18 protein-coding genes are annotated in these 20,757 nt (G+C 67.4%); 12 read left to right on the top strand and 6 right to left on the bottom strand.

Going from position 1 to position 20,757, the window contains the following annotated elements:
• Nucleotides 1-2: 2 nt before the first annotated feature.
• Both EIZ45_RS26745 and EIZ45_RS26740 read right to left on the bottom strand, forming a co-directional pair.
• Complete coding sequence (locus EIZ45_RS26745) at nt 3-923, bottom strand: SagB/ThcOx family dehydrogenase (RefSeq protein WP_134662549.1); 921 nt, start codon at nt 921-923, stop codon at nt 3-5.
• A gap of 14 nt (nt 924-937) precedes the next feature.
• The gene (locus EIZ45_RS26740) at nt 938-1,489 is read right to left on the bottom strand and encodes a VOC family protein (protein WP_134662550.1); all 552 of its coding nucleotides are present in this window, start codon (nt 1,487-1,489) and stop codon (nt 938-940) included.
• Nucleotides 1,490-2,175: 686 nt separating this feature from the next.
• On the opposite strand from EIZ45_RS26740, the gene EIZ45_RS26735 reads away from it, so the two are divergent.
• From EIZ45_RS26735 to EIZ45_RS26720, 4 genes are all read left to right on the top strand, one after another.
• Entirely contained in the window at nt 2,176-2,622 is a 447-nt protein-coding gene (locus EIZ45_RS26735; protein ID WP_134662551.1) for an enediyne antibiotic chromoprotein, read from the top strand.
• Nucleotides 2,623-2,897: 275 nt separating this feature from the next.
• On the top strand, nt 2,898-4,454 hold the full coding sequence (locus EIZ45_RS26730; RefSeq protein ID WP_134662552.1) for a class I adenylate-forming enzyme family protein: 1,557 nt from the start codon (nt 2,898-2,900) through the stop codon (nt 4,452-4,454).
• Nucleotides 4,441-5,373, top strand: coding sequence for a hypothetical protein (locus EIZ45_RS26725; protein WP_134662553.1), 933 nt, complete (start codon nt 4,441-4,443; stop codon nt 5,371-5,373). The genes EIZ45_RS26730 and EIZ45_RS26725 overlap by 14 nt, the downstream gene beginning before the upstream one ends.
• Before the next feature lie 248 nt (nt 5,374-5,621).
• Nucleotides 5,622-6,884 carry a pyridoxal-dependent decarboxylase gene (locus tag EIZ45_RS26720; protein ID WP_167756567.1) on the top strand — a complete coding sequence of 421 codons (1,263 nt, stop codon included), beginning with the start codon at nt 5,622-5,624 and terminating at the stop codon, nt 6,882-6,884.
• Nucleotides 6,885-7,033: 149 nt separating this feature from the next.
• Here EIZ45_RS26720 and EIZ45_RS46225 read toward each other — a convergent pair whose 3' ends face one another.
• Nucleotides 7,034-7,186, bottom strand: a complete 153-nt coding sequence (locus EIZ45_RS46225; protein WP_167756566.1) for a hypothetical protein — start codon at nt 7,184-7,186, stop codon at nt 7,034-7,036.
• 165 nt (nt 7,187-7,351) lie between these two features.
• Here EIZ45_RS46225 and EIZ45_RS26715 point away from each other — a divergent pair, with 165 nt between their 5' ends.
• On the top strand, nt 7,352-8,059 hold the full coding sequence (locus tag EIZ45_RS26715; protein ID WP_134662555.1) for a bifunctional 2-polyprenyl-6-hydroxyphenol methylase/3-demethylubiquinol 3-O-methyltransferase UbiG: 708 nt from the start codon (nt 7,352-7,354) through the stop codon (nt 8,057-8,059).
• A gap of 90 nt (nt 8,060-8,149) precedes the next feature.
• On the opposite strand, the gene EIZ45_RS26710 is transcribed toward EIZ45_RS26715, so the two are convergent.
• Nucleotides 8,150-8,548 carry a hypothetical protein gene (locus EIZ45_RS26710; RefSeq protein WP_134662556.1) on the bottom strand — a complete coding sequence of 133 codons (399 nt, stop codon included), beginning with the start codon at nt 8,546-8,548 and terminating at the stop codon, nt 8,150-8,152.
• Entirely contained in the window at nt 8,545-9,057 is a 513-nt protein-coding gene (locus EIZ45_RS26705) for a MarR family winged helix-turn-helix transcriptional regulator (RefSeq protein WP_205669868.1), read from the bottom strand. Before EIZ45_RS26705 ends, EIZ45_RS26710 begins: the two co-directional genes overlap by 4 nt.
• Nucleotides 9,058-9,148: 91 nt before the next feature.
• Between EIZ45_RS26705 and EIZ45_RS26700 the strand changes: the two genes are divergently transcribed.
• The 6 genes from EIZ45_RS26700 to EIZ45_RS26675 all read left to right on the top strand — a co-directional run bounded on the left by EIZ45_RS26700 (nt 9,149) and on the right by EIZ45_RS26675 (nt 14,961).
• On the top strand, nt 9,149-10,585 hold the full coding sequence (locus EIZ45_RS26700) for an FAD-dependent monooxygenase (protein WP_205669869.1): 1,437 nt from the start codon (nt 9,149-9,151) through the stop codon (nt 10,583-10,585).
• A complete protein-coding gene (locus EIZ45_RS26695) occupies nt 10,586-12,004 on the top strand; it encodes an MFS transporter (protein WP_134662559.1) in 1,419 nt (472 codons plus the stop codon). It begins immediately after the preceding gene.
• A gap of 126 nt (nt 12,005-12,130) precedes the next feature.
• Nucleotides 12,131-13,339 carry a cytochrome P450 gene (locus EIZ45_RS26690; protein WP_134662560.1) on the top strand — a complete coding sequence of 403 codons (1,209 nt, stop codon included), beginning with the start codon at nt 12,131-12,133 and terminating at the stop codon, nt 13,337-13,339.
• Between the two features lie 70 nt (nt 13,340-13,409).
• Nucleotides 13,410-13,976 (top strand): TetR family transcriptional regulator, encoded by a 567-nt coding sequence (locus EIZ45_RS26685; protein WP_043839001.1) that lies wholly within the window; start codon nt 13,410-13,412, stop codon nt 13,974-13,976.
• Between the two features lie 103 nt (nt 13,977-14,079).
• A complete protein-coding gene (locus EIZ45_RS26680) occupies nt 14,080-14,574 on the top strand; it encodes a phosphotransferase (protein WP_240690579.1) in 495 nt (164 codons plus the stop codon).
• Between the two features lie 132 nt (nt 14,575-14,706).
• Nucleotides 14,707-14,961 carry a hypothetical protein gene (locus tag EIZ45_RS26675; RefSeq protein ID WP_037817566.1) on the top strand — a complete coding sequence of 85 codons (255 nt, stop codon included), beginning with the start codon at nt 14,707-14,709 and terminating at the stop codon, nt 14,959-14,961.
• A 21-nt stretch (nt 14,962-14,982) separates the two neighbouring features.
• Here the strand turns inward: EIZ45_RS26675 and EIZ45_RS26670 are convergent, their stop codons facing one another.
• Nucleotides 14,983-15,609: a YigZ family protein gene (locus tag EIZ45_RS26670; protein ID WP_037817567.1), complete on the bottom strand. Its 627-nt coding sequence runs from the start codon at nt 15,607-15,609 to the stop codon at nt 14,983-14,985.
• Between the two features lie 561 nt (nt 15,610-16,170).
• Between EIZ45_RS26670 and gltB the strand changes: the two genes are divergently transcribed.
• Nucleotides 16,171-20,703 carry a glutamate synthase large subunit gene (gene gltB / locus EIZ45_RS26665; protein ID WP_134662561.1) on the top strand — a complete coding sequence of 1,511 codons (4,533 nt, stop codon included), beginning with the start codon at nt 16,171-16,173 and terminating at the stop codon, nt 20,701-20,703.
• Nucleotides 20,704-20,757 lie beyond the last annotated feature (54 nt).

Raw genomic sequence — 20,757 nt, 5'->3', positions numbered from 1 at the left:
TACTACCCTCGCCAGCCGAGCAGTGCAGTGTGCAGCACGGACGTCATCACTCCGTCAATGCCCAGCACCTCGTGCAACTCGTCGTCGTAGTAACCTCCGCAGTCGACCGTGCCCAGACCCAGCGCGGTCGCCGTCAGGTGCACGTTCTGGGACATGCCGCCAACCTCGTGCATGACAAACCGCAATCCACGTGATCCGTATTTGCGCATCGACCTCCATGGCCGCGCTACGTAGAGCAGCACCGCCGCGGCTGAGCTGACGCTGATCTGATCGTCAGACACTGCGAAGGTCTCGAGCAGGCGAGCCAGCGTAGCCTGCTCGCCGACGGGTACCAGGCCGTCGTAGCGAGGAACATACCGATATACGCCGGCGTCAAGGCCGTCGATGCCAAGCGCACCGACCCACAGCTCGACCGGATAGAGGCCCCCAGCACTGGGTACGGTGCGGAATCGGTAGTTGGCGGTTCCCCCTTGGATCAGGTTCACCTCGCCTTCAGCCGTAATCGCACCAGCGTTCCTCAGGATCGTGCTCATCTCCCGAAACCCGACTGGATCCCCGCTGAAGATCCGTACGCTGCGACGGCGCCATACAGCGTCGCCCAGTTCTAGCCGAACACGAATGCCTTTCGGCAGCCGCACCAGGCTGTCGTCGTCCAGCACTTCACCGTCCAACGCGGCCAACGTCGCCACTGTCGGGTCGGCGAAGTACGCACTCGTGGACAATGCTGTCTCACGATCCCACCGGCGAAGACGGCTGCCGACCAGGAACTCGTCGGCTACCCGCGCGAAGTGCCCGGAGGACAGGTTCTCGAACCTCAGTTGGTGCGTGCGCAGGCCGGAGGCGCGGACGTCCGGGCTCACTGTTCGGTACGCAGTGCTCGCGACGGCCGCCTGCCGCAGTTCGACAGGCAATGACTCTGTCATGAGACTTTCTCCTATCAGCTTTCGAACAATTCGACAGGAGGTGGTACGTCTCGGGTGAGCGCGATCATCTGGTCTTTCATCTGATCCTCGCTGACCGGCCTGCCATAGCTTCCCAGCTTAAAGGTCGCATGAGCCCACTCATTGAACTCGATGAGACCGAACCGGTTACCCTCACCATCTTGTACCGACGCGCCGGTTCCTAATGAATCACCCGCGTCGCTCTTCGCGAACGGACTTCCCTTGAACGACTCGCGAAACTCTGGGCGAATCTTCTTCGGGATTTCCAGCTCATACGGTCCAGCAATGACGACACCGCCCAACTCCCGCAGCATGCTCAACGACGACTCTAGACTCCGCACGGCAAAGTACACAGTGACGGTTTCTCCGGGGAATCGCTTCTTGTTGACGACAAGAAGGATGCCGTCACTCGACACCGGAGCATGATACGCAACGGCGTACGAAAGATTCCGAGCCAGCGGAACGCCGATCATTGATTGATAGAAAGAAATCCCGGCCGCCACATCATCGACCGGAATATTGATAATCGATGGCTTGAACAGCTCCATGAGCCGCACCCTCCCAGTGCAAACAACCAGAACTCGCCGGCCAGGCGGAGTCCGCGTGTCCATCGGGCCAGGCCAGCCTGAACCCATCCGCCTGACCTGACCCGATGGACTCCTAGAGTCAGGCAACCCGGTCACGCGGACCCGCCGTAGCACCACACGAGCACGAGGAACATCCAGCGCACGAGCAGCAGCCACCCGGAACGACCATGCCGACACTCGCGCTCTGACCGAAAGCGGCCAGTGCGGGCTGCACAGAGACGCTTCGATGCTCAACGAATGCAACAGTTTCAAGCTTCATCAGTTTCACCTCCTTTGCCAATAGTCGAGTTTCTCGCGTCGGCACACCCTGCTACCTCAGGTTGAGCCGATCGAGCCGACAACCTTGGAGAAGGCCACGCGTGTGAATCCCCGTCAGGTGGCGGTGGCGCTGACCGCGCGTTGACCGCCAGCATCGAACCTGCCGTGACTTTAAGCGAGGCAACAGATGTCGACAACTACGGATGACCACAGGCCGGCCGGCGAAGCGCGGGCGCACACTACTGATTTCCTCAGTTGACAGCAGCCGGAGAACTCTTGCAGCATGATCCCGACGGCATCGCGTGTAGGCCCGTTCACACTCTGCTGCCGTTTATCCACCTTCCGAATCCGTGACACAGTAACCGAAAATAATATTCGTAAAGAGGTGAATGACAGTCATGGAAAACGTACGTAAATTACGCTCGCTGCGTTGCCTTGCGGCGGCTTGTGCCGCCGCCGGCCTGGCGGTATTTGCCGCTCCCGCCGCTTACGCCGCGAGTCCGTCGATCACGGTCGATCCGTCGACCGGCTTGGCTGACGGGCAAAGCGTAGTCGTCGCCGGAAATGGTTTCCCCGCCGGCAAGACCGTCTACGTTACCGAGTGTTCAGGCAGCAATCCGGCAAACCCCGTATGCGAGCAGGTCGATCAGCACGGCACAGTGGCCCAGGACGGAAGCGTCACAGTTTCAGCGACCGCGCACCGCACTTTCGACGGTTACGACCCAGCAGGAAACCCCGCCGGAAGCGTAACGTGCAATGCGACAACTTCATGCTGGATGGCCGCAGCCGTCGACCGTTCCACATTCGCTCCCCCGGCACCCATTTCCTTTGGCTGACAAACAGAGATGATGCACTAGCGTGCCCGCCTCCACTTTCCGATGATTAATTCCTTTGTCGGCACAGGTACGCAGTCGGTGCGCACTTCACGTGACGGCGGCCGAAATAGCTTTTCACCCCATAACCCTACCGGCCGCCGTTACGCGCGCCCCGGATCCACGGTTCACGCCCGCTACGAGGATCGCCGTGACGAGAACCAGACGCTGCCGCATAACGATCAGACAGTCTCCCGCCGCCTCCCCTTCTCACACCACGAAGACCGAGGGCTGAATCTGTGAATTATCTGCAAAAAGTATTCGATGGATTGAGAAACGTCTCGCACGGCGAAGCTATTGTCAGTGACCGACGGAGATTGACAGGCGAGCAGGTACTCAGTGAGACATATCGAATCACGCGCGCTCTAGCCTCCTGCGGTATCGCTCCTGGAATGACGGTCGCATCGTTGACCGAAAACTCGGCCGAAGCGGTAACCAGCCGGCTCGCTACGCAACTCCTAGGCGCCCGCTATCTGGGCCTGCGCCCCGGGTACTCCACCGCGCAGCATGCGCGTTTCCTCGCGGATACCGCTCCGCACGCACTCCTCATCGAATCGGAACTGCTGGCATCCGGCGAGGAACTGGCCGGGCTGGTGCCGAGCGTGCTCGGGCTGGGTACCGACGAGCCCGGTCCCGACGTCCTCGATCTGGCCGAGGATGAGCCAGACACCCCGATCGCACCCGCGGCCGCGCCTGGGAACCTCGCAACGGTGACGTGCACCGGCGGCAGCACGGGGACGCCCAAGGTGGTTTGCTGCTCCTACGCGAACGCTGATGCCTATCTCAGAGTCGCGCGCAGAATGTACGGGGCAGCGCCGTGGCGATTCCTCGTAGGTATGCCAGTCAGCGACCTCGGCGGCGAGATCGCCCAGTGGACGTTCGCGGTCGGCGGCACCGCGGTCCTCTGGGCCGAGGAATTCAGCGCGACGGACACCCTCACCGCGTTGCGCCGGGAACGCATATCCCACCTCTTCGTCGCGCCGCCGATGCTGAGACCGCTCGCCGAAGAAGCCGCTTCCTCCGGCGAGGAAGTCCCCGCACTGCGCCAGGTGATCTATGGCGGTCAACCGATCCCCGAAGCACACGTGCGAACCGCGGTGGCGAGTTTCGGCGGGAAGCTCATCCAGAACTACGGCCAGCAGGAAGCCGGGTTCATCAGCGTGCTCACCGGCGCTGACCACGTCGCCGGGAACAGGCAGGTCCTCCGGTCTGTCGGGCGTCCCGCGCCCGAGGTGGAGATCGAGCTCCGAGAAGCGGACGGCGCCGCCGCGGGCGGGGAGGCCGGCGAGATCTGGGTCCGCTCGCCCATGGTGATGCCGGGTTACTGGAACGACCCTGAGCACACCGCCGCGGTACTGCGGGATGGCTGGCTCCGCACCGGCGACCTCGGGAAGCTGCGGGAAGACGGCTATCTCCAGGTAGTCGACCGGCTAGCCGACATGATCATGCTGAACGGCACGAACGTGTACTCCGCCCAGATCGAGCAGGCGCTGGCCGAGCATCCCGCGATCAGGGACGCGGCAGTGGTCGGAGTACCCGACGAAGTCACCGGGGAAGCCATCTACGCCGCCGTGACCGTCGTTCACGAAGACTCGCCGCCCAGCGGTGCCGAGATTCGCGAACATGTCATTCGAATGCTCGGCCCCCTCCATGCGCCCGCGCACCTCCGATTCTTCCCCCAGCTGCCCGTTACCGGGCGGTCGAAACCCGACAAGAAGGCACTTCGGGAACGCGCCGCGACGGACCTTGCCGAGCAAACTGCGTCAAACAGGAGAAGCAAACATGCGGGAAATTGAAATCGAATGGGTGCAGCTTGGAGTTACCGTTAACGCCGAGCTCGACGGACGGAACCCGAAGCTAGCCGACCTGCTATGGGAAAGCCTTCCGTACAATAGTCTGCAAAACCACGCCCTAGTTTCCGGAAACCATTTGTACCATCTTGCGCCGATACGAGAACTTATTTTCACCCAAGCAGATCGCACGGAAGATCGGACACTGTCCCCTGACGGCACTGTTTTCCTTTCACAACTTCAGCATTTGGCTGTCAAGTACGGGCCGTTGAGCGAATATCTTCCAGCCGCCCCGGTGGGCAGAGTGATGTCCTCCGATCTTGGCCGGCTGAAGAAGGCCGGCGAGGCCTGTTGGGACTCGGCTTACCTGTCGAAAGAACTAGTAGAGGTCCGGGTCAGACGCAAACACGAGGCGGCGGAGAGCTACGAGTTGCCTCCCCCCGGCCCGGTGGCGGACGAACGGGTAGAGCAGCTGCTCCAAGATATCCACGACGAAACACAGCGTATCTGGGTTACCCCGCCGAAGGAAATTTTGAACATACACGACGGAGATATCTCCAGTCGCGCGGGAAGCTACGACCAGTACTTCTCCACTATGGTTTTCGTCAACGGGGAAACCCGCCCGCTCGGCTACTGCGCACTCAACGGGCTTATCAAAACATGCCAGAACACCTCACTGCCATTGGACTTCCTTCGCCAACTGACTCCGAATTTCATTCGGGTTCCCGCCGAGTTTCTCGGCTACACCGGATTGCACACGCTGTGGTCCTTCACTCAGCGTGTCCTCGCCTCCCTCGATCTGCTCGGGAGCAAGGAGGACTATTTCGCACTTATCAGCGGTCTCGCCCTCTATGCGAACTCGCTCAACGCCTGGAACCTTCATTACTTTCCGTGGCGGCACGGCGACGACCACCGCTATCTATGAGCACGCCTGATTCCGATGTCGCGAAGTGCGCCGAGTCCGCCCGGGCATTCACTGACCTGGGAGCTGTCGCTGACGCTCTGGCCGCGGCGGGAAGTGCGCCAGCCAAACTTGGGCCGTTCCCCAGCGGTGACCCGTCTTCGATCTTGGCCTCCGCCGCCGCGGTCCTCGGCCCACCGGAACTTCCTGAGCACGGGATCGGGCCGCGAGCGGCGCTGCGACGTCTCGCCTTCATGCTGAGCAGATACGGCGTGAACCTGACCGACCCTCGTGCGGCGGCCCACCTCCAACCGCCTCCCCTTTGTGTCGCAGTGGCGGCCGATGCGATGGCCAGCGCGACCAACGCGTCGGTGGACACCTTCGATTCGGGGCCCAGCGCGATCGCCGCGGAGTCGTGGGTAGTCGAGGTGCTGGCCCGGCTCGCGGGTCTCGGCCGCGAAGCATCAGGCGTGCTCACTCCAGGCGGCTCGTTGTCGAACCTGATGGCGGTGCTGCTCGCGAGAGACAGATTCGCGGGCCAGCGCGGCCTCGACGTTCGCCGCGACGGAACACGCGCGCTAGGCCGGCCTGTCGTGCTGTGCTCAGAGCTGGCGCATTTCTCGGTTCGCCGCGCCTGCGCGACGCTCGGGCTCGGCACGGATGCCGTCCGCTCGGTCAAGGTGGACGGCGCACGGCAGATGGACGCCGCGGGTGTTTCGCGCGCTCTGGGCCGGTTAAGCCAGGACGCCGTTCCACTGGCCATCGTGGCGACAGCGGGCACCACGGATTTCGGCAGCATCGATCGCTTGCCCGAGATCGCCGCTGTCGCAAAGGCACATCGAATCTGGCTGCACGTCGACGCCGCATACGGATTCGGCGCGTTGTTCTCTCCCCGGCTTTCCCGTCTGCTCGACGGTATTGGTTCGGCCGACTCGATCACCGCCGATCTGCACAAGTTCGGGTGGCAGCCCGCGCCCGCCAGCTTGCTGCTGGTGCGGAGAAGAGCTGACCTCGCCTCGTTCCGAGAAGAGGTGGCGTATCTCAACCCCGCCGACGATCTCCAGGCCGGATACCTGGGCTTGCTCGGCCACAGCTTGCAGACGACCCGGCGAGCCGACGCCCTCAAGATCGCAGCCACCCTGCTCAGCTACGGCAGCACAGAGCTGGGCCGGATGGTCGAAGCATGCTGCGACCTGGCGAAATACGCTGCACGGGCGGTGGCGGCCGACCATCGCCTCGAACTGGTTGCCCCCGCAGAACTCGGTTCCGTCGTTTTTCGCTACTTGCCGGCCCAACCCGCACTCGCCGACGAGGTGAATGCGGTCCTGCGGCGGGAACTGATGCGAGCCGGCACACAGCTTCTCGGGCGTACCTCGGCTAGGTTGGAAAGCTCAGGAGTGCACCAGATCTGCCTGAAGCTGACGTTCGTCAACCCCATCGCCGGCTTCGACGACGTCGACCAGCTGATCGAGGCGACCTGCGTAGCCGGGTATGCGGCCGAACAGCTGCTCAGTGCGCAGAACGAAGGATCGTGAAGCATGTGGCACGGCTCGTCTCGCGGCCGGTTGCCGGCCAAGCCCGGGAAACCCACGCCCATCCCCTTTGCCCACGAATCGTCGCCGGTGGTGAAGGACACCAAGGCGGAACCGAGCAGCCGGAACCGGGAACAGGTCGCCGACTCCAATCAAGTCGCGGCAACCGATGGTTCTGTCACCGCCTTCACCAGCGTGCGCGACATGAGGCGGTGCTTGACCGTACCTTCGGCGCGGACCGCGGCTTTCGTCGTCGTGTCCGCCGCCTCGTGGATGGCCACGCCCGGCGCTCGAAGATCGAGCAAGGCACACCTCGTCGCCGGAACGGACTCTCAGATGGCGATCCAGCGGCGGGACCAGGCACCTTGCGCTAGCGTCGGCCCGGATTCCGTCGGCGACGTATGGCATCGTTGTCCGGAGCTTGAACATACTGGGCTGGCAGTCGGCCGCGATGAGCTAGGTTCGACTGGATGACTTCCGAATGGACGAACGAAGCCGCCATCCGGCAATGGCACTCCGCGAGCACCCGGGAGTCGATGGAAGCGACCGCCGAGCACGCGGACTTCGCCAAACGGCAACTGGTCAACCCGGTCCTCCTTCGGCTGCTCGGCGACGTGCGCGGCCGCCGGGTGCTGGACGCGGGCTGCGGCAACGGATACTTCAGCCGGATGCTCGCCCGGCGCGGGGCCGAGGTGACCGGGGTCGAACCGGCCGAAAGCCTGCTTTCGTTCGCGCGGGAGAAATCCGCGGACGTTTCCTATCTGCAGGCGGATCTCGCCCGGCTGCCGGAACTGGAGCCGTTCGACGCTGTCGTGTGCAGCATGGTGCTGATGGCGATTCCCGACTGGAAGCCCGCGATGCGCGCCTGTGTCGAGGCCCTGCGGCTGGGCGGGCTGTTCGTGTTCGCCATCGTGCATCCGGCGTTCGAGGAGTTGTTCGGCACCTGGCAGAAGTACGGCGAATACCGCCGGCAGGAGTATCTGGCCGAATACGAGATCGCCGGGCGCGACGCCTCCGACTTCCATCGGCCGATTTCCGCCTATCTCAACGAAATGGCCGCACTCGGCTGCCGGCTGCGGGAGGTGGTCGAGCCGGGGCTGGACCCCGCGGTGGCGGAGGGGATCGAGAGTTACGTGCGCATGCCGAACTTTCTGATCGTCGCCGCCGAAGCCAGCTGACCAGCGTGGTCGCATGCTGGACGACAGCCCGGATTTGCCCGAATGCACATCGCCGCATTGGACGCGGCCGGAGAACGCCCGATTGTTTCCCTAACGCCGCCTGGGCCGCAGCAACGCGACGCCCACCGACAACGCGCTCGTCGACGCGACGTGAATCGCCAGTGCCTTCCGATTCGGCGCCCACACCCCCGTCGTCGGACCGCCCGACCACATCGCCGCTACGAAACCGCCTGCGGCACACGCCATTGCCCGCCACAGCGCGGGCGAACGGTCCCGCCCGGCGGCCAAACCGGTGCCCACCGCGCCGAACGCGCCCGCGGTGATCAGGGCTTCGCGCGCCATGTGGTACTGCACGTGCCCTTCGCCGTGGCGGACCTCCGGCGCGCGGTAGCTCGGATCGGTGATGTGCGTGACCGTCTGCCACACCGACGGCGCGGCGGCGGCCAGGCCCGCGACGACGGCCGCCGCGCCAAGGGTTTCCCGCTTCATTGCTCGTCCTTTCCTTTGAGGTGATGCGAAACCCGCCGCAGCGCGTCGTTCACCACGTCGATGGTTTCCGGGTCGAGAGCCTTCGCGATTTCGCGTTCGATCTCCGTCTTGAGCTCGAACGACGCGAGCGCCTGCCGTTTGCCCTCCTCGGTGAGCGACACCAGCACCGAACGCCGGTCGCCCGGGTCCTTGTCGCGACGGACCCAGCCGCGCGCCTCCAGCCGGGTGATCCGGTGCGTGACCGAACCCGAGGTCAGCTCGACCGCGGCCATCACCTGCCCGGGCGTCAGCCGGTGCCCGGGCGCGCGCTTGAGCGCGGCGAGCATCTCCAGCTCCCACAGTTCGATGCCGTGCGCGGACAGTTCGCGGCGCATGGCCAGTTCCAGCTGGTGCGCGACGCGGCGCAGCCGGTAGGACAGCGACTTCGCGGCCAGCACGCCCTCGTCGCCGCCCCCGCGCCGGACAGCGTCCACCAGATCGTCGACCGCGTCCCGCGGCGCTGTGTTCACCGGCACGGACCTTTCTCTCGACATCAAGACAGTGGGAGAATACCTTGACGTCAAGAGAGTTCGCCACAGGAACTTCGACAAAGGGGGAATAATGGACATCGAGGTCGCAGTGATCGGCGCCGGACCGGTGGGGATGGCGGCGGCTGCGTTCCTGCACCGAGCGGGGGTCGCGGTCCGGGTCTTCGAGGCGGATCCGACCCGCGCGGGGCAGTCGCGGGCGACGACGATCCACCCGCGCACCCTCGAGCTTTTCGACGCGATCCCGGACGAACCGGGTTCGCTGGCCGCGCGCATGGTCGCCGCCGGAAACCCCGTGCCCGCCGCGCATTTCGCGACTCTGCCGAACCGGCTGGACTACCGCGGGCTCGACACCTCGTTCCCGTTCGTGCTCCTGCTGCCGCAGCCGGAAACCGAGCGGCTGCTCGCCGAACACCTCGCCGGGCAGGGCGTCGTGATCGAGCCCGGGTGGAAACTCGCCGGCCTGACGCAGGACGAGCAGGGCGTCACCATCGTCTCGGAAACCGGCGACACCCGGCGGGCCGGTTACGTCATCGGCGCGGACGGCGCGCACAGCGCGACCCGGCACGCGCTCGGCGTCGCCTTCCCCGGAACTCCCGCGTCCACCATGGGGTTCCTCGCCGACGTCAAGCTGGAACGCCCGCCGGCCCATCCGCACAACTGGGACTACGAACGCGGTTCGTACAGCGCGTTTCCGCTGCCCGGCGGCATTTACCGGATCTTCGGCCACGAACCCGGCGACACCGGCCTCACCCCGGAGGAAGCCGCGCGCCGCCAGACTCAGATCCCCGACGAAGCCGAACTGCGTGCGACGCTCAAGCGGCTCGCCGACGACGATTTCGGCATCACCGAGGTGCTGTGGGCGTCGCGAACCGGAGACGCCACGCGCCACGCCGAGCAGTACCGCGTCGGCCGGGTGTTCCTCGCGGGCGACGCCGCGCACGTCCACCTGCCAGCGGGCGGGCAGGGGCTCAACGTCGGCGTGCAGGACGCGGCGAACCTCGCGTGGAAACTCGCCGCGGAGGTACAGGGGCGCGCGCCGCGGCGGATCATCGACGGCCCGCAGTCCTACGACGCCGAACGCCGCCCCATCGCGGCCCGGCTCGCGGCGAACACCCTCGCCCAGGCGGCGCTCATGGTCACCTTCACCCCGGGCGGGAAAGCGTTGCGGGACTTGATGTCCGACCTCATCGGCCGCGACGGCGACACCGCGGACGAACTGCGCGGCTGGCTGTCCGGACTGGACGTTTCCTATGCCGAGGACGGCAGCCTCGTCGGCCGTCGCGTACCCAACCTTCCGCTCGCCGACGGCCGCACCCTCCATCGCGCGCTGCGGCCGGACCGGTTCACGCTCGTGGCTTTCGGCGCCACCGCCGCGGAGGGCGAGAATGTCGTGCGCTCAACCCGCGACTGGCACGGCTTGGCCGCCGTCCTCGTCCGCCCGGACGGTTACGCCGCCGAAGTGTGGGCAGCGGGCGAAGAAATCACCACCGACTGGACGGAGCACTGAATGGGAGCCGACACCGCACGCGGCCGTTTCGGCATTCTCGCCATCCTCTGCTCCAGCATCCTGGTCGTCGCGATGGACAACACCATCGTCAACGTCGCGCTTCCGGTCATCCGCACCGACCTCGGCGCGTCGATCAACGGTCTGCAATGGACGATCGACTCCTACACGCTCGTCATCGCCTGTTTCCTCATGCTCGCCGGGGCCACCGGGGACCGGTTGGGGCGCAAGCGAACCTTCCAGGCCGGGTTGGTCCTTTTCGGACTCGGCTCGCTGCTGTGCAGTGTGGCCCCGTCGATCGGCTGGCTGGTCGCCGCGCGTGTCGTGCAGGCGCTCGGCGGCGCGATGCTGAACCCGGTCGCGATGTCGATCATCACGAACGTCTTCGCCGACCCCGGCGAGCGGGCGCGCGCGATCGGGGTGTGGGGGTCGATCGTCGGGATCTCGCTGGGCGTCGGACCGGTGCTCGGCGGCGTGCTGACCGAGAGCATCGGCTGGCGGGCGATTTTCTGGGTCAACGTGCCGGTGGTCGTCGCGGCGCTCGTGCTGACCGCGCGCTACGTGCCGGAATCGCGGGCCCCGCACCCGCGCCGGCCGGATCCGGTGGGACAGGTGCTGGTCGTGGTCCTGCTCGGTTCGGTGGTGACCGCGGCGATCGAAGGCCAGCGGCTCGGCTGGGGCTCACCAGCGATCCTGGGACTGGCCGGGCTCGGCGTACTCGCCTTGCTCGCGCTGATCCGCTGGGAACTCCGCCGCCGGGAACCGCTGGTCCAGCTGCGGTTCTTCCGGAGCGCGCCGTTCTCGTCGGCCACGGTCAGCGCGGTCTGCGGGCTCGCCGCGTTCGGCACGTTCCTGTTCCTGTCGCCGCTGTACCTCCAGGACGTGCGCGGGCTTTCGGCGCTGCAATCCGGTCTGATGCTGCTGCCGACCGCCGTGGCCGTGACGATCGCCGCGCCGCTGTCCGGCCGCCTGGTCGCCACGCGCGGCGCGCGGATTCCACTGCTGACCGCGGGGATCTCGATGACCGTCGTCGCCGTCTTGCTCACCACCGCGTCCGCGACGACGCCGCTGTGGATCCTCGCGATCGCGTACGGCGTGTTCGGCCTCGGCTTCGGCCTGCTGAACCCGCCCATCACCAACGCCGCGGTCAGCGGCATGCCCCGTTCCCAGGCCGGGGTCGCCGCCGCGGTCGCGTCCACCTCCCGGCAGGTCGGGCAGACCCTCGGCGTCGCTGTCGCAGGCACCATCCTCGCCGCCGCGGCCACCCCGCTCACCGGGTACGCCACGGCGTGGTGGGCGGTCGCGGGCGGGACCACGCTGATCATCGCGCTCGCCGTCCTCGCCACCACGGCCTGGGCGCGAGCAGGAGCGGAACGGGTCGCCCGCCGTTTCGCCGACGAGCCGCTCGCCGAACCGGTCTAACCGGGAATGGTGAATCGGGCAGAGGCGTGGTCCTTCCGTCGCCTATCCCGATCAACGGCCCCATGACGGTGCGGGCGTCTCCAGAGTGGAAGATGCCCGCACCGCCGGAGGAAAGGCGCCATCCGCATGCCCACCCCGTCCGAGACCCCGGCCCTTCCGACCGACCGCCCGGCCGGCTGCCCGTTCGACCCGCCCGCCGAGTACGCCGCGTTGCGGGAGACCTCGCCGGTGTCGCGGATCCGCTGCCCGGCCGGGTTCGAGACCTGGCTGGTCACCCGCTACGACGACGTCCGCGCCGTGCTCGCCGACCCGGCGCTCAGCTCTCGCGGAGCCTCGTCGGCGCACGTCAAAGCCGATCTGGACCCGTACGACGGGGTCGACCCGGGTTCGATCATCCAGCTCGACGGCGCGGAGCATTCCCGGCTGCGCAAGATGGTCGTCGCGGAGTTCACCGTGCGGCGGGTGGAGCGGCTGCGCGAGTACGTCCGCGAGCAGGTCGAGCGGCACCTCGACGCGATGCTCGCCAAGCCCGGCCGCGCCGACCTGGTCCAGGACTTCGCACTGCCGATCCCGTCGCTGGCGATCTGCGAACTGCTCGGCGTCCCGTACGCCGACCGCGAGCTTTTCCAGCGCCAGAGCAGCCTGCTGGTCAGCACCGACCAGGACGCGGGCACCACGGACCAGGCGTTCCACGAACTGGCCGGTTACCTCGGCGCGCTGTTCGCCGGCAAGCAGCAGGACCCGCAGGAGGACCTGTTCAGCAAGCTCATCGTCCGCGCCGAGGCGTCCGGGGAAGCGCTCGACCTGGACGAGCTGATCATGCTCGGCCTCAGCCTCCTCGTGGCCGGGCACGAAACCACCGCCAACATGATCGCGCTCAGCGCGCTCGTGCTGATGGAACACCCGGAGCAGCGCGCGCAGGCCCTCGCCGACCCGCCGCGCGCGGTCGAAGAACTGCTCCGGTACCTCTCGGTCGTGCAGTTCGGCGTGCTGCGGTACGCCACCGAGGAGGTCAAGGTCGGCGACCAGACGATCGCCGCGGGCGACTGGCTGATCGCCGCGCTGAGCTCGGCCAACCGCGACGAGGACCGGTACCCGAACGCCGACCGGCTGGACTTCACCCGCGAATCGCCGCGCACGCATGTCGCCTTCGGGTTCGGCGCGCACCAGTGCATCGGACAGCAACTCGCCCGGGTCGAAATGCAGGAAGCACTGACCGCGTTGTTCCGCCGCGTGCCCGACCTGCGACTCGCCGTGCCGAAGGAAGCTTTGGCATACAAGCACAACACGCTCGTCTACGGCCCCGAGGAGCTGCCTGTCGCCTGGTCCGCGTAGTTCGTCCGGCCGATCCGCGGCCACTCGGGTTAACCTCGTCGCGCACACCAGCGCACACCAGGGGGAACCGATGGCCGCGGACCAGCCTTCGCGCAAACGCGACGCGACGGCGACCAAGGCCGCGCTGCTGGACGCCGCGGCCGAACTGTTCGCCGACCGCGGCTTCGACCGCACGACGGTGCGCGACATCGCGCACCGCGCGGGCGTCAACCAGGCGTTGCTGTTCCGGTACTTCGGCAGCAAGGACGCGTTGTTCGAGCACGTGATGGCGCGCGGCGGCCTGGCCCAGGTCGAGACGACCCCGCCCGAACGGCTGTTCACTGCGGCCCTGCGGAGCCTGCTCGAACGCGACGACTCGGCGTCCCGTTCGATCGAGACCTACCTGCGGTCCTCCGGCACCGACCGCGCCGACGAGGCGCTGCGCGCGCAGCTCGACGCCGAGTACACCCGCGCGTTGTCCGGGCTCACCGACGCGCCGGACGCCGAACTGCGCGCCGACCTCGCGATGGCCTGGCTGCTCGGCATCGGCCTGGTCCGCTCGATCACCCGCAAGGACCCGCTCGCCACCGCGCCCGCCCACGAGATCGAGCGGCTCATCGGCCCGGCCGTGCGCACCCTGCTCGAACGCAGCAAGTAATTCGCTACGCCCCGGTCCGCGTGACCCCGGTGAATGTACGTGAGGGGAACCCTGAGGGAATCTGATTCCCTCAGGGTTCCCCTCACGTACGGCAAACCGGCCCGTGGCAAGACCTCCGGGCTGGGCCGCGTTCCTTGCCGGGCAACGCGAAAAACTGGTCGACCACCACCGCGAGACCACATTGGACGAACACTGGCTGGCCCAACTCCCGGACTTCGTCGACGCGGTCGACCTGGGCACGCCGGAAACCGTGCCGTTGCACACCGAAGTCATGCGCGACCATCTGATGGTCACCCGCGAAGGGGATGGCTGGCGGCTGTCCGGCCTGTTCGATTTCGAACCCGCGATGCGCGGCGCGCCGGAATACGAGTTCGCGGCGGTCGGCTTGTTCGTTTCGAGCGGCGACTCGGCATTTCTGCGGAGTCTTCTGCTCGCTTACGGTTACCATCCGGCAGAGCTCGGCCCGGACTTCTCCCGCCGTTGCCTCGCCTACACGCTTCTGCACGTGTACAGCGACTTTCGCTGGTACCTCGACGTGCTCCCGGCGCCGCGAGAACCTACTTTCGTCTCCCTCGCCGACGCATGGTGGGGCGTATGAGGGGTACCCCCGGACTACCCCGCGACATACCCCCGTAAAAAGGAGTGAAATACGCGACAACCCGGCAATCGCGACGGACACTGGAACCGTTCCCGGGGTACACCAGGGGCCGGGACAGAAGGAGGAACCGCCGTGACTGCCGAGTTGAACCATCGGGAGCGGGCAACCTTGCGTGCCGTCGCCGAGGGGCACGCGGAAATCAGCTGCAGCTGTGAACCGGACCTGTTCGTCGACGGGCTGAGCCTCTGCGACCAGGGCACGGTCCGCGACCTCGTCCGCAAGGGCCTGATCGAACCCGCCGAGGACGGAGCGTGCGGCGCGCGGGTGCGCGCGGCGCTCACCGAGGCCGGGGTGCGGGCGCTGGACGGAAAGCCGGTCGCAGCTTGATCTTCGGGGCCTGAGCCGGGGCTACCCGCGCACCCACTCCTCCCCCAGCTCGGCCGCGACAGCCTCGCCGCCGGTGAGGTCGGCGAGCCAGCCGCTGAACCGGTCTTCCTCGCCGGGAGCGAGCCCGACCTCGAAGTGCGCCGCCGCTTCGAAGCGTGTCCCGTGCAGCACGTACGGCGACGCGCGGAGATCGTTTTCGAAGCGGCCCGCACGGGTGTAGTCCATCGTTACGTCGAACAGCCGCAATCGCCGGTACTCCACCAGGCCTACCGCGTCGAGCGCGTCCGACACCGCTTGCCCGTACGCGCGGATCAACCCGCCCGCGCCGAGCAGCACTCCGCCGAAATGCCGCGACACCACCGCGACCGTGTCGGTGACTTCGCGGCGGCGCAACACCTCCAGCATCGGCACCCCGGCCGTCCCGGCGGGCTCGCCGTCGTCGCTCGAGCGCTGGGTGCGGCCATCCGGGCCTAGGACGAACGCGTGACAGTGGTGCCGCGCCGCGGGCTCCGCGCGCCGGCGGGCCGAAATGATCTCCCGCGCGGCCGCTTCGTCGCCCACCGGAGCGAGCGCGCACAGGAACCGTGAACGCCGTATTTCGATCTCGTGCAGCCCGGCCACTGCCACGGACAGATAACGATCAGTCATCGGCGCTCCCCCTCATGACCCCCAGTCAACCAGCACCGAACGCGGGGTTGACACCCGGCAGGCAGACAGGTTTACGCAGGTCAGCGGCTTCGCTGACCGCGTGGCGGGAGAGACGGCCCGACATATGGGAGTACCCCGGAGGGCGTCAACGTATGCGTGGCCTTTCCCACGAGAGCGCGATGACGTATGTCGATCACAGCGAATTCACACTATCGTCATAAGACCCGGCGAACCCGGGAGTCACCACCACGCGCCCCGGCTGGCCCCCACCACACAGGCTGACCGACCCCGGCGCGTGTGCCTGTACAGCGACGTGCAGAACTTTTTCCGCCGCCCATCGCCGTGCGGTGACAAACCATCCGGCACCCGGCCCGGTCGTCGACCGGCCGCGGTCAGCCACGCATCGCGACGCAGTGCCGCGCCTCGCGACAGCGGAGGCACCGGATGGTTTCCCTTCTCGACTGACCATCGCGGTTTCGGACCACTTCGTTAACCGGTTCAGTGCTGAACCCCCTTTCGGAGTGAAAGAACCCGCGCCAACGCCTTGGGAGGCGGCCAGCCGTGACCCACCGTTCGAGCACCCCGGCCACCGACGGCCTGTACGACCCCGCCTACGAGCACGATGCCTGCGGGGTGGCGTTCGTCGCGGACCTGACCGGTCGCCGAGACCATCAGATCGTGGCGAAAGCCCTTGTCGCGCTGAAAAATCTGGAACATCGCGGGGCACGCGGGGCGGAACCGGACACCGGGGACGGCGCGGGCCTGCTCATCCAGGTGCCGGACGCGTTCTACCGCGAGGTCGCCGGGTTCGAGCTGCCGGCCGAAGGCAGCTACGCCGTCGGCACCGCGTTCCTGCCGCAGGACGAAAAGCGCCGCGGCCGCGCCATGACCACCATCGAGCGGATCGCCGCCGAGGAGGACATGCGCGTGGTGGGCTGGCGCGAGCTGCCGGTCGACACCGCGCACTGCGGCCCGACCGCGGCGCAGACCATGCCGCACTTCACCCAGCTGTTCCTGGCCGGGCACAAGGACAACCTCGACGGCCTCGCCCTCGAGCGCGCCGCCTTCTGCGTGCGCAAGCGCGCCGAGCACGAGCTGGTCGAGGACGACGTTTACTTCCCGTCGCTGTCCTCGCGCACGATCGTCTACAAGGGAATGCTGACCGAGCCGCAGGTCGAGAAGTTCTTCCTCGACCTCACCGACGAGCGCGTGACGAGCGCCATCGGCCTGGTGCACTCCCGCTTCTCCACCAACACTTTCCCGTCGTGGCCGCTCGCGCACCCGTACCGCTACGTGGCGCACAACGGCGAGATCAACACGCTCAAGGGCAACCGCAACTGGATGGACGCCCGCGAGGCGCTGCTCGAGACGGACCTGATCCCGGGCGACCTCAAGCGGATCTACCCGGTCATCACGCGCGGCGCGAGCGACTCGGCCTCCTTCGACGAGGTGCTGGAGCTGCTCCACCTCGGCGGCCGGTCGCTGCCGCACTCGGTGCTGATGATGATCCCGGAGGCCTGGGAGAACCATCAGGAAATGGACCCCGCGCGCCGCGCCTTCTACGAGTTCCACTCCACGCTCATGGAGCCGTGGGACGGGCCGGCGCTGGTGGCGTTCACCGACGGCGCGCAGATCGGCGCGGTGCTGGACCGCAACGGCCTGCGCCCGGGCCGCTACTGGGTCACCGACGACGGGCTCGTGGTGCTCGCCAGCGAGGTCGGCGTGCTGGAGCTAGACCAGGCGAAGATCGTCCGCAAGGGACGGCTGGAGCCGGGCCGGATGTTCCTCGTGGACACCGTCGCGGGCCGGATCGTCGAGGACGAGGAGATCAAGGGCCAGCTCGCTTCCGAGCACCCGTACGACGAATGGGTCGACGCCGGGCTGCTGCGCCTGGAGCAGCTGCCCGAACGCGACCGCGAGGTCCCGCTGCACGCCGCGCTCGTGCGCCGCCAGCAGGCGTTCGGCTACACCGAGGAAGAGCTGGAAACCATCCTCGAGCCGATGGCCCGCACCGGCGCGGAGCCGATCGGGTCGATGGGCAACGATTCGCCCCTGGCGTCCCTTTCGTCCGGTTCGCGCCCGTTGTTCGACTACTTCATCCAGCTTTTCGCCCAGGTGACCAACCCGCCGCTGGACGCGATCCGCGAGGAGCTGGTGACCGCGCTCGGCACGCAGATCGGCGCGGAGCCGAACCTGCTGGCCGCGGACGCGTCGTCCTGCCGCCGGATCGTGCTGCCGTTCCCGGTGCTGGACAACGACCAGCTCGCGAAGCTGGTGCACGTCAACGACGACGGCGACCTGCCGGAGTTCCAGGCGGTCACCGTCATGGGCCGGTACAAGGTCAACGGCGGCGGGGACGCCCTGGTGCAGCGGCTCGACGAGATCCGCGCCGAGGTGTCCGAGGCGATCGAGGACGGCGCGCGGCTGATCGTGCTGTCCGACCGCGGGGTCGACGCCGACCACGCGCCGATCCCGTCGCTGCTGCTCACCGGCGCGGTCCACCACCACCTGGTGCGGGAGAAGACGCGCACGCAGGTCGGCCTCATCGTCGAGGCGGGCGACGCGCGCGAGGTGCACCACATCGCGCTGCTGGTCGGCTACGGCGTGGCCGCGGTGAACCCGTACCTGGCGATGGCGACGGTCGAGGAGATGGCGCACCGGGGTCTCATCCCGGGCGTGACTCCCAAGCAGGCCACCACGAACCTGATCAAGGCGCTCGGCAAGGGTGTCCGCAAGACCATGTCCAAGATGGGCGTGTCCACTGTGGCCTCCTACACCGGCGCGCAAATCTTCGAAGCGGTCGGCCTCGGTTCCGAGGTGATCGACACCTGTTTCACCGGAACCACTTCCCGGCTTGGCGGCGTCGGCTTCGACACGCTCGCCGAGGAGGTTTCGCAGCGGCACGTGCGGGCTTTCCCGGTCGACGGCGTCCGGGCGAGCCACCGCGAGCTGGAAACCGGCGCGGACTACCAGTGGCGGCGCGAGGGCGAACCGCACCTGTTCAACCCGCAGACGGTGTTCAAGCTGCAGCACTCCACGCGGTCCGGGAAGTACGACATCTTCAAGGAGTACACGAAGGCGGTCAACGACCAGGCCGAGAAGCTGCTGACGCTGCGCGGGCTGTTCGACTTCAAGTTCGGCGACCGCACGCCGGTGCCGATCGAGGAGGTCGAGCCGGTTTCGGAGATCGTGAAGCGGTTCGCCACCGGGGCCATCTCGTACGGCTCGATCTCGATGGAAATGCACCAGACGCTGGCGATCGCGATGAACCGCCTCGGCGGCAAGTCGAACACCGGCGAGGGCGGCGAGGACCCGGAGCGGCTGTACGACCCGGAGCGCCGCTCCGCGGTCAAGCAGGTCGCGAGCGGCCGGTTCGGCGTCACCAGCGAGTACCTGGTGAACTCCGACGACATCCAGATCAAGATGGCGCAGGGCGCGAAGCCCGGCGAGGGCGGGCAGCTGCCCGGCGGCAAGGTGTACCCGTGGATCGCGAAGACGCGGCACTCCACGCCGGGCGTCGGGCTGATTTCCCCGCCGCCGCACCACGACATCTACTCCATCGAGGACCTGGCTCAGCTGATCCACGACCTCAAGAACGCCAACCCGGATGCGCGCATCCACGTGAAGCTCGTATCCGAGGTCGGCGTCGGCACGGTCGCGGCGGGTGTGTCCAAGGCGCACGCGGACGTCGTGCTGATCTCGGGCCACGACGGCGGCACCGGCGCCTCGCCGCTGTCCTCGATCAAGCACGCGGGCGGACCGTGGGAGCTGGGCCTGGCCGAAACGCAGCAGACGCTGCTGGCCAACCGGCTGCGCGACCGGATCGTGGTGCAGACCGACGGCCAGCTCAAGACCGGCCGCGACGTCATGATCGCGATGCTGCTCGGCGCCGAGGAGTTCGGTTTCGCGACCGCGCCGCTGGTGGTGTCGGGCTGCATCATGATGCGCGTGTGCCACCTCGACACCTGTCCGGTGGGCGTCGCGACGCAGAACCCGAAGCTGCGCGAGAAGTTCAGCGGCAAGGCGGAGTACGTGGTGAACTTCTTCGAGTTCATCGCCCAGGAGGTCCGGGAGTACCTGGCGGAGCTGGGTTTCCGGTCCGTCGAGGAGGCCGTGGGCCACGCCGAGCTGCTCGACAAGCGCAAGGCGGTCGACCACTGGAAGGCCGCCGGGCTCGACCTGTCGCCGATCTTCCACGTGCCCGAGCTGCCGCCGCGCGCGGTGCGGCACCAGACCGTCAAGCAGGACCACGGGCTGGACAAGGCGCTCGACAACACGCTGATCCAGCTCGCCGAGGGCGCGCTGGCGGCGGGCGACAAGGTGCGGCTGGAACTGCCGGTGCGCAACGTGAACCGCACCGTCGGCACCATGCTCGGGTCCGAGCTGACCAAGAAGTGGGGCGGCGAGGGCCTTCCCGACGACACCATCGACGTCACCTTCACCGGCACCGCGGGCCAGTCGTTCGGCGCGTTCATTCCGAAGGGCATCACGCTGCGGCTCTACGGCGACGGCAACGACTACGTCGGCAAGGGCCTCTCCGGCGGGCGGATCGTCGTGCGGCCGCCGAAGGAATCGCCGATCGTCGCGGAGGACCACATCATCGCGGGCAACGTGATCGCGTACGGGGCCACGAGCGGCGAGATCTTCATCCGCGGCCAGGTCGGCGAGCGGTTCTGCGTGCGCAACTCGGGCGCGCTGGCGGTCGTCGAGGGCGTGGGCGACCACGGCGGCGAGTACATGACCGGCGGCCGGATGGTCGTGCTGGGCAAGGTCGGCCGCAACTTCGCGGCGGGCATGTCCGGCGGCGTCGCGTACGTGCTGGACCTGCCGGCACACCGGGTCAACCCGGAGATGGTCGACATCGACCCGCTGGACACCGCGGACGTGGACTTCCTCCGCGAAACCATCGAAAAGCACTACAACGAAACGGAATCCGCCGTCGCGCGGGCCTTGCTGGCGGACTGGGACAGTGCGGTCGACCGGTTCGGCAAGGTCATGCCGAAGGACTACAAGCGCGTGCTCGCCGCTCAGGTGGCGGCCGAACGCGACGGGCGGGACGTGAACGAGGCGATCATGGAGGCAGCTCATGGCTGATAATCGCGAAGCCAGTTATGAGTGCCGACTGGGTGCTGGGCCCGGGTGCGGGTG

Source organism: Amycolatopsis sp. CFH S0740, assembly GCF_004522315.1.
In the GTDB taxonomy this organism is placed as follows: Bacteria; Actinomycetota; Actinomycetes; order Mycobacteriales; family Pseudonocardiaceae; genus Amycolatopsis; species Amycolatopsis nivea.
Note: the sequence above shows the minus strand (reverse complement) of the source record. Positions and strands in the feature narration are given on the sequence as shown.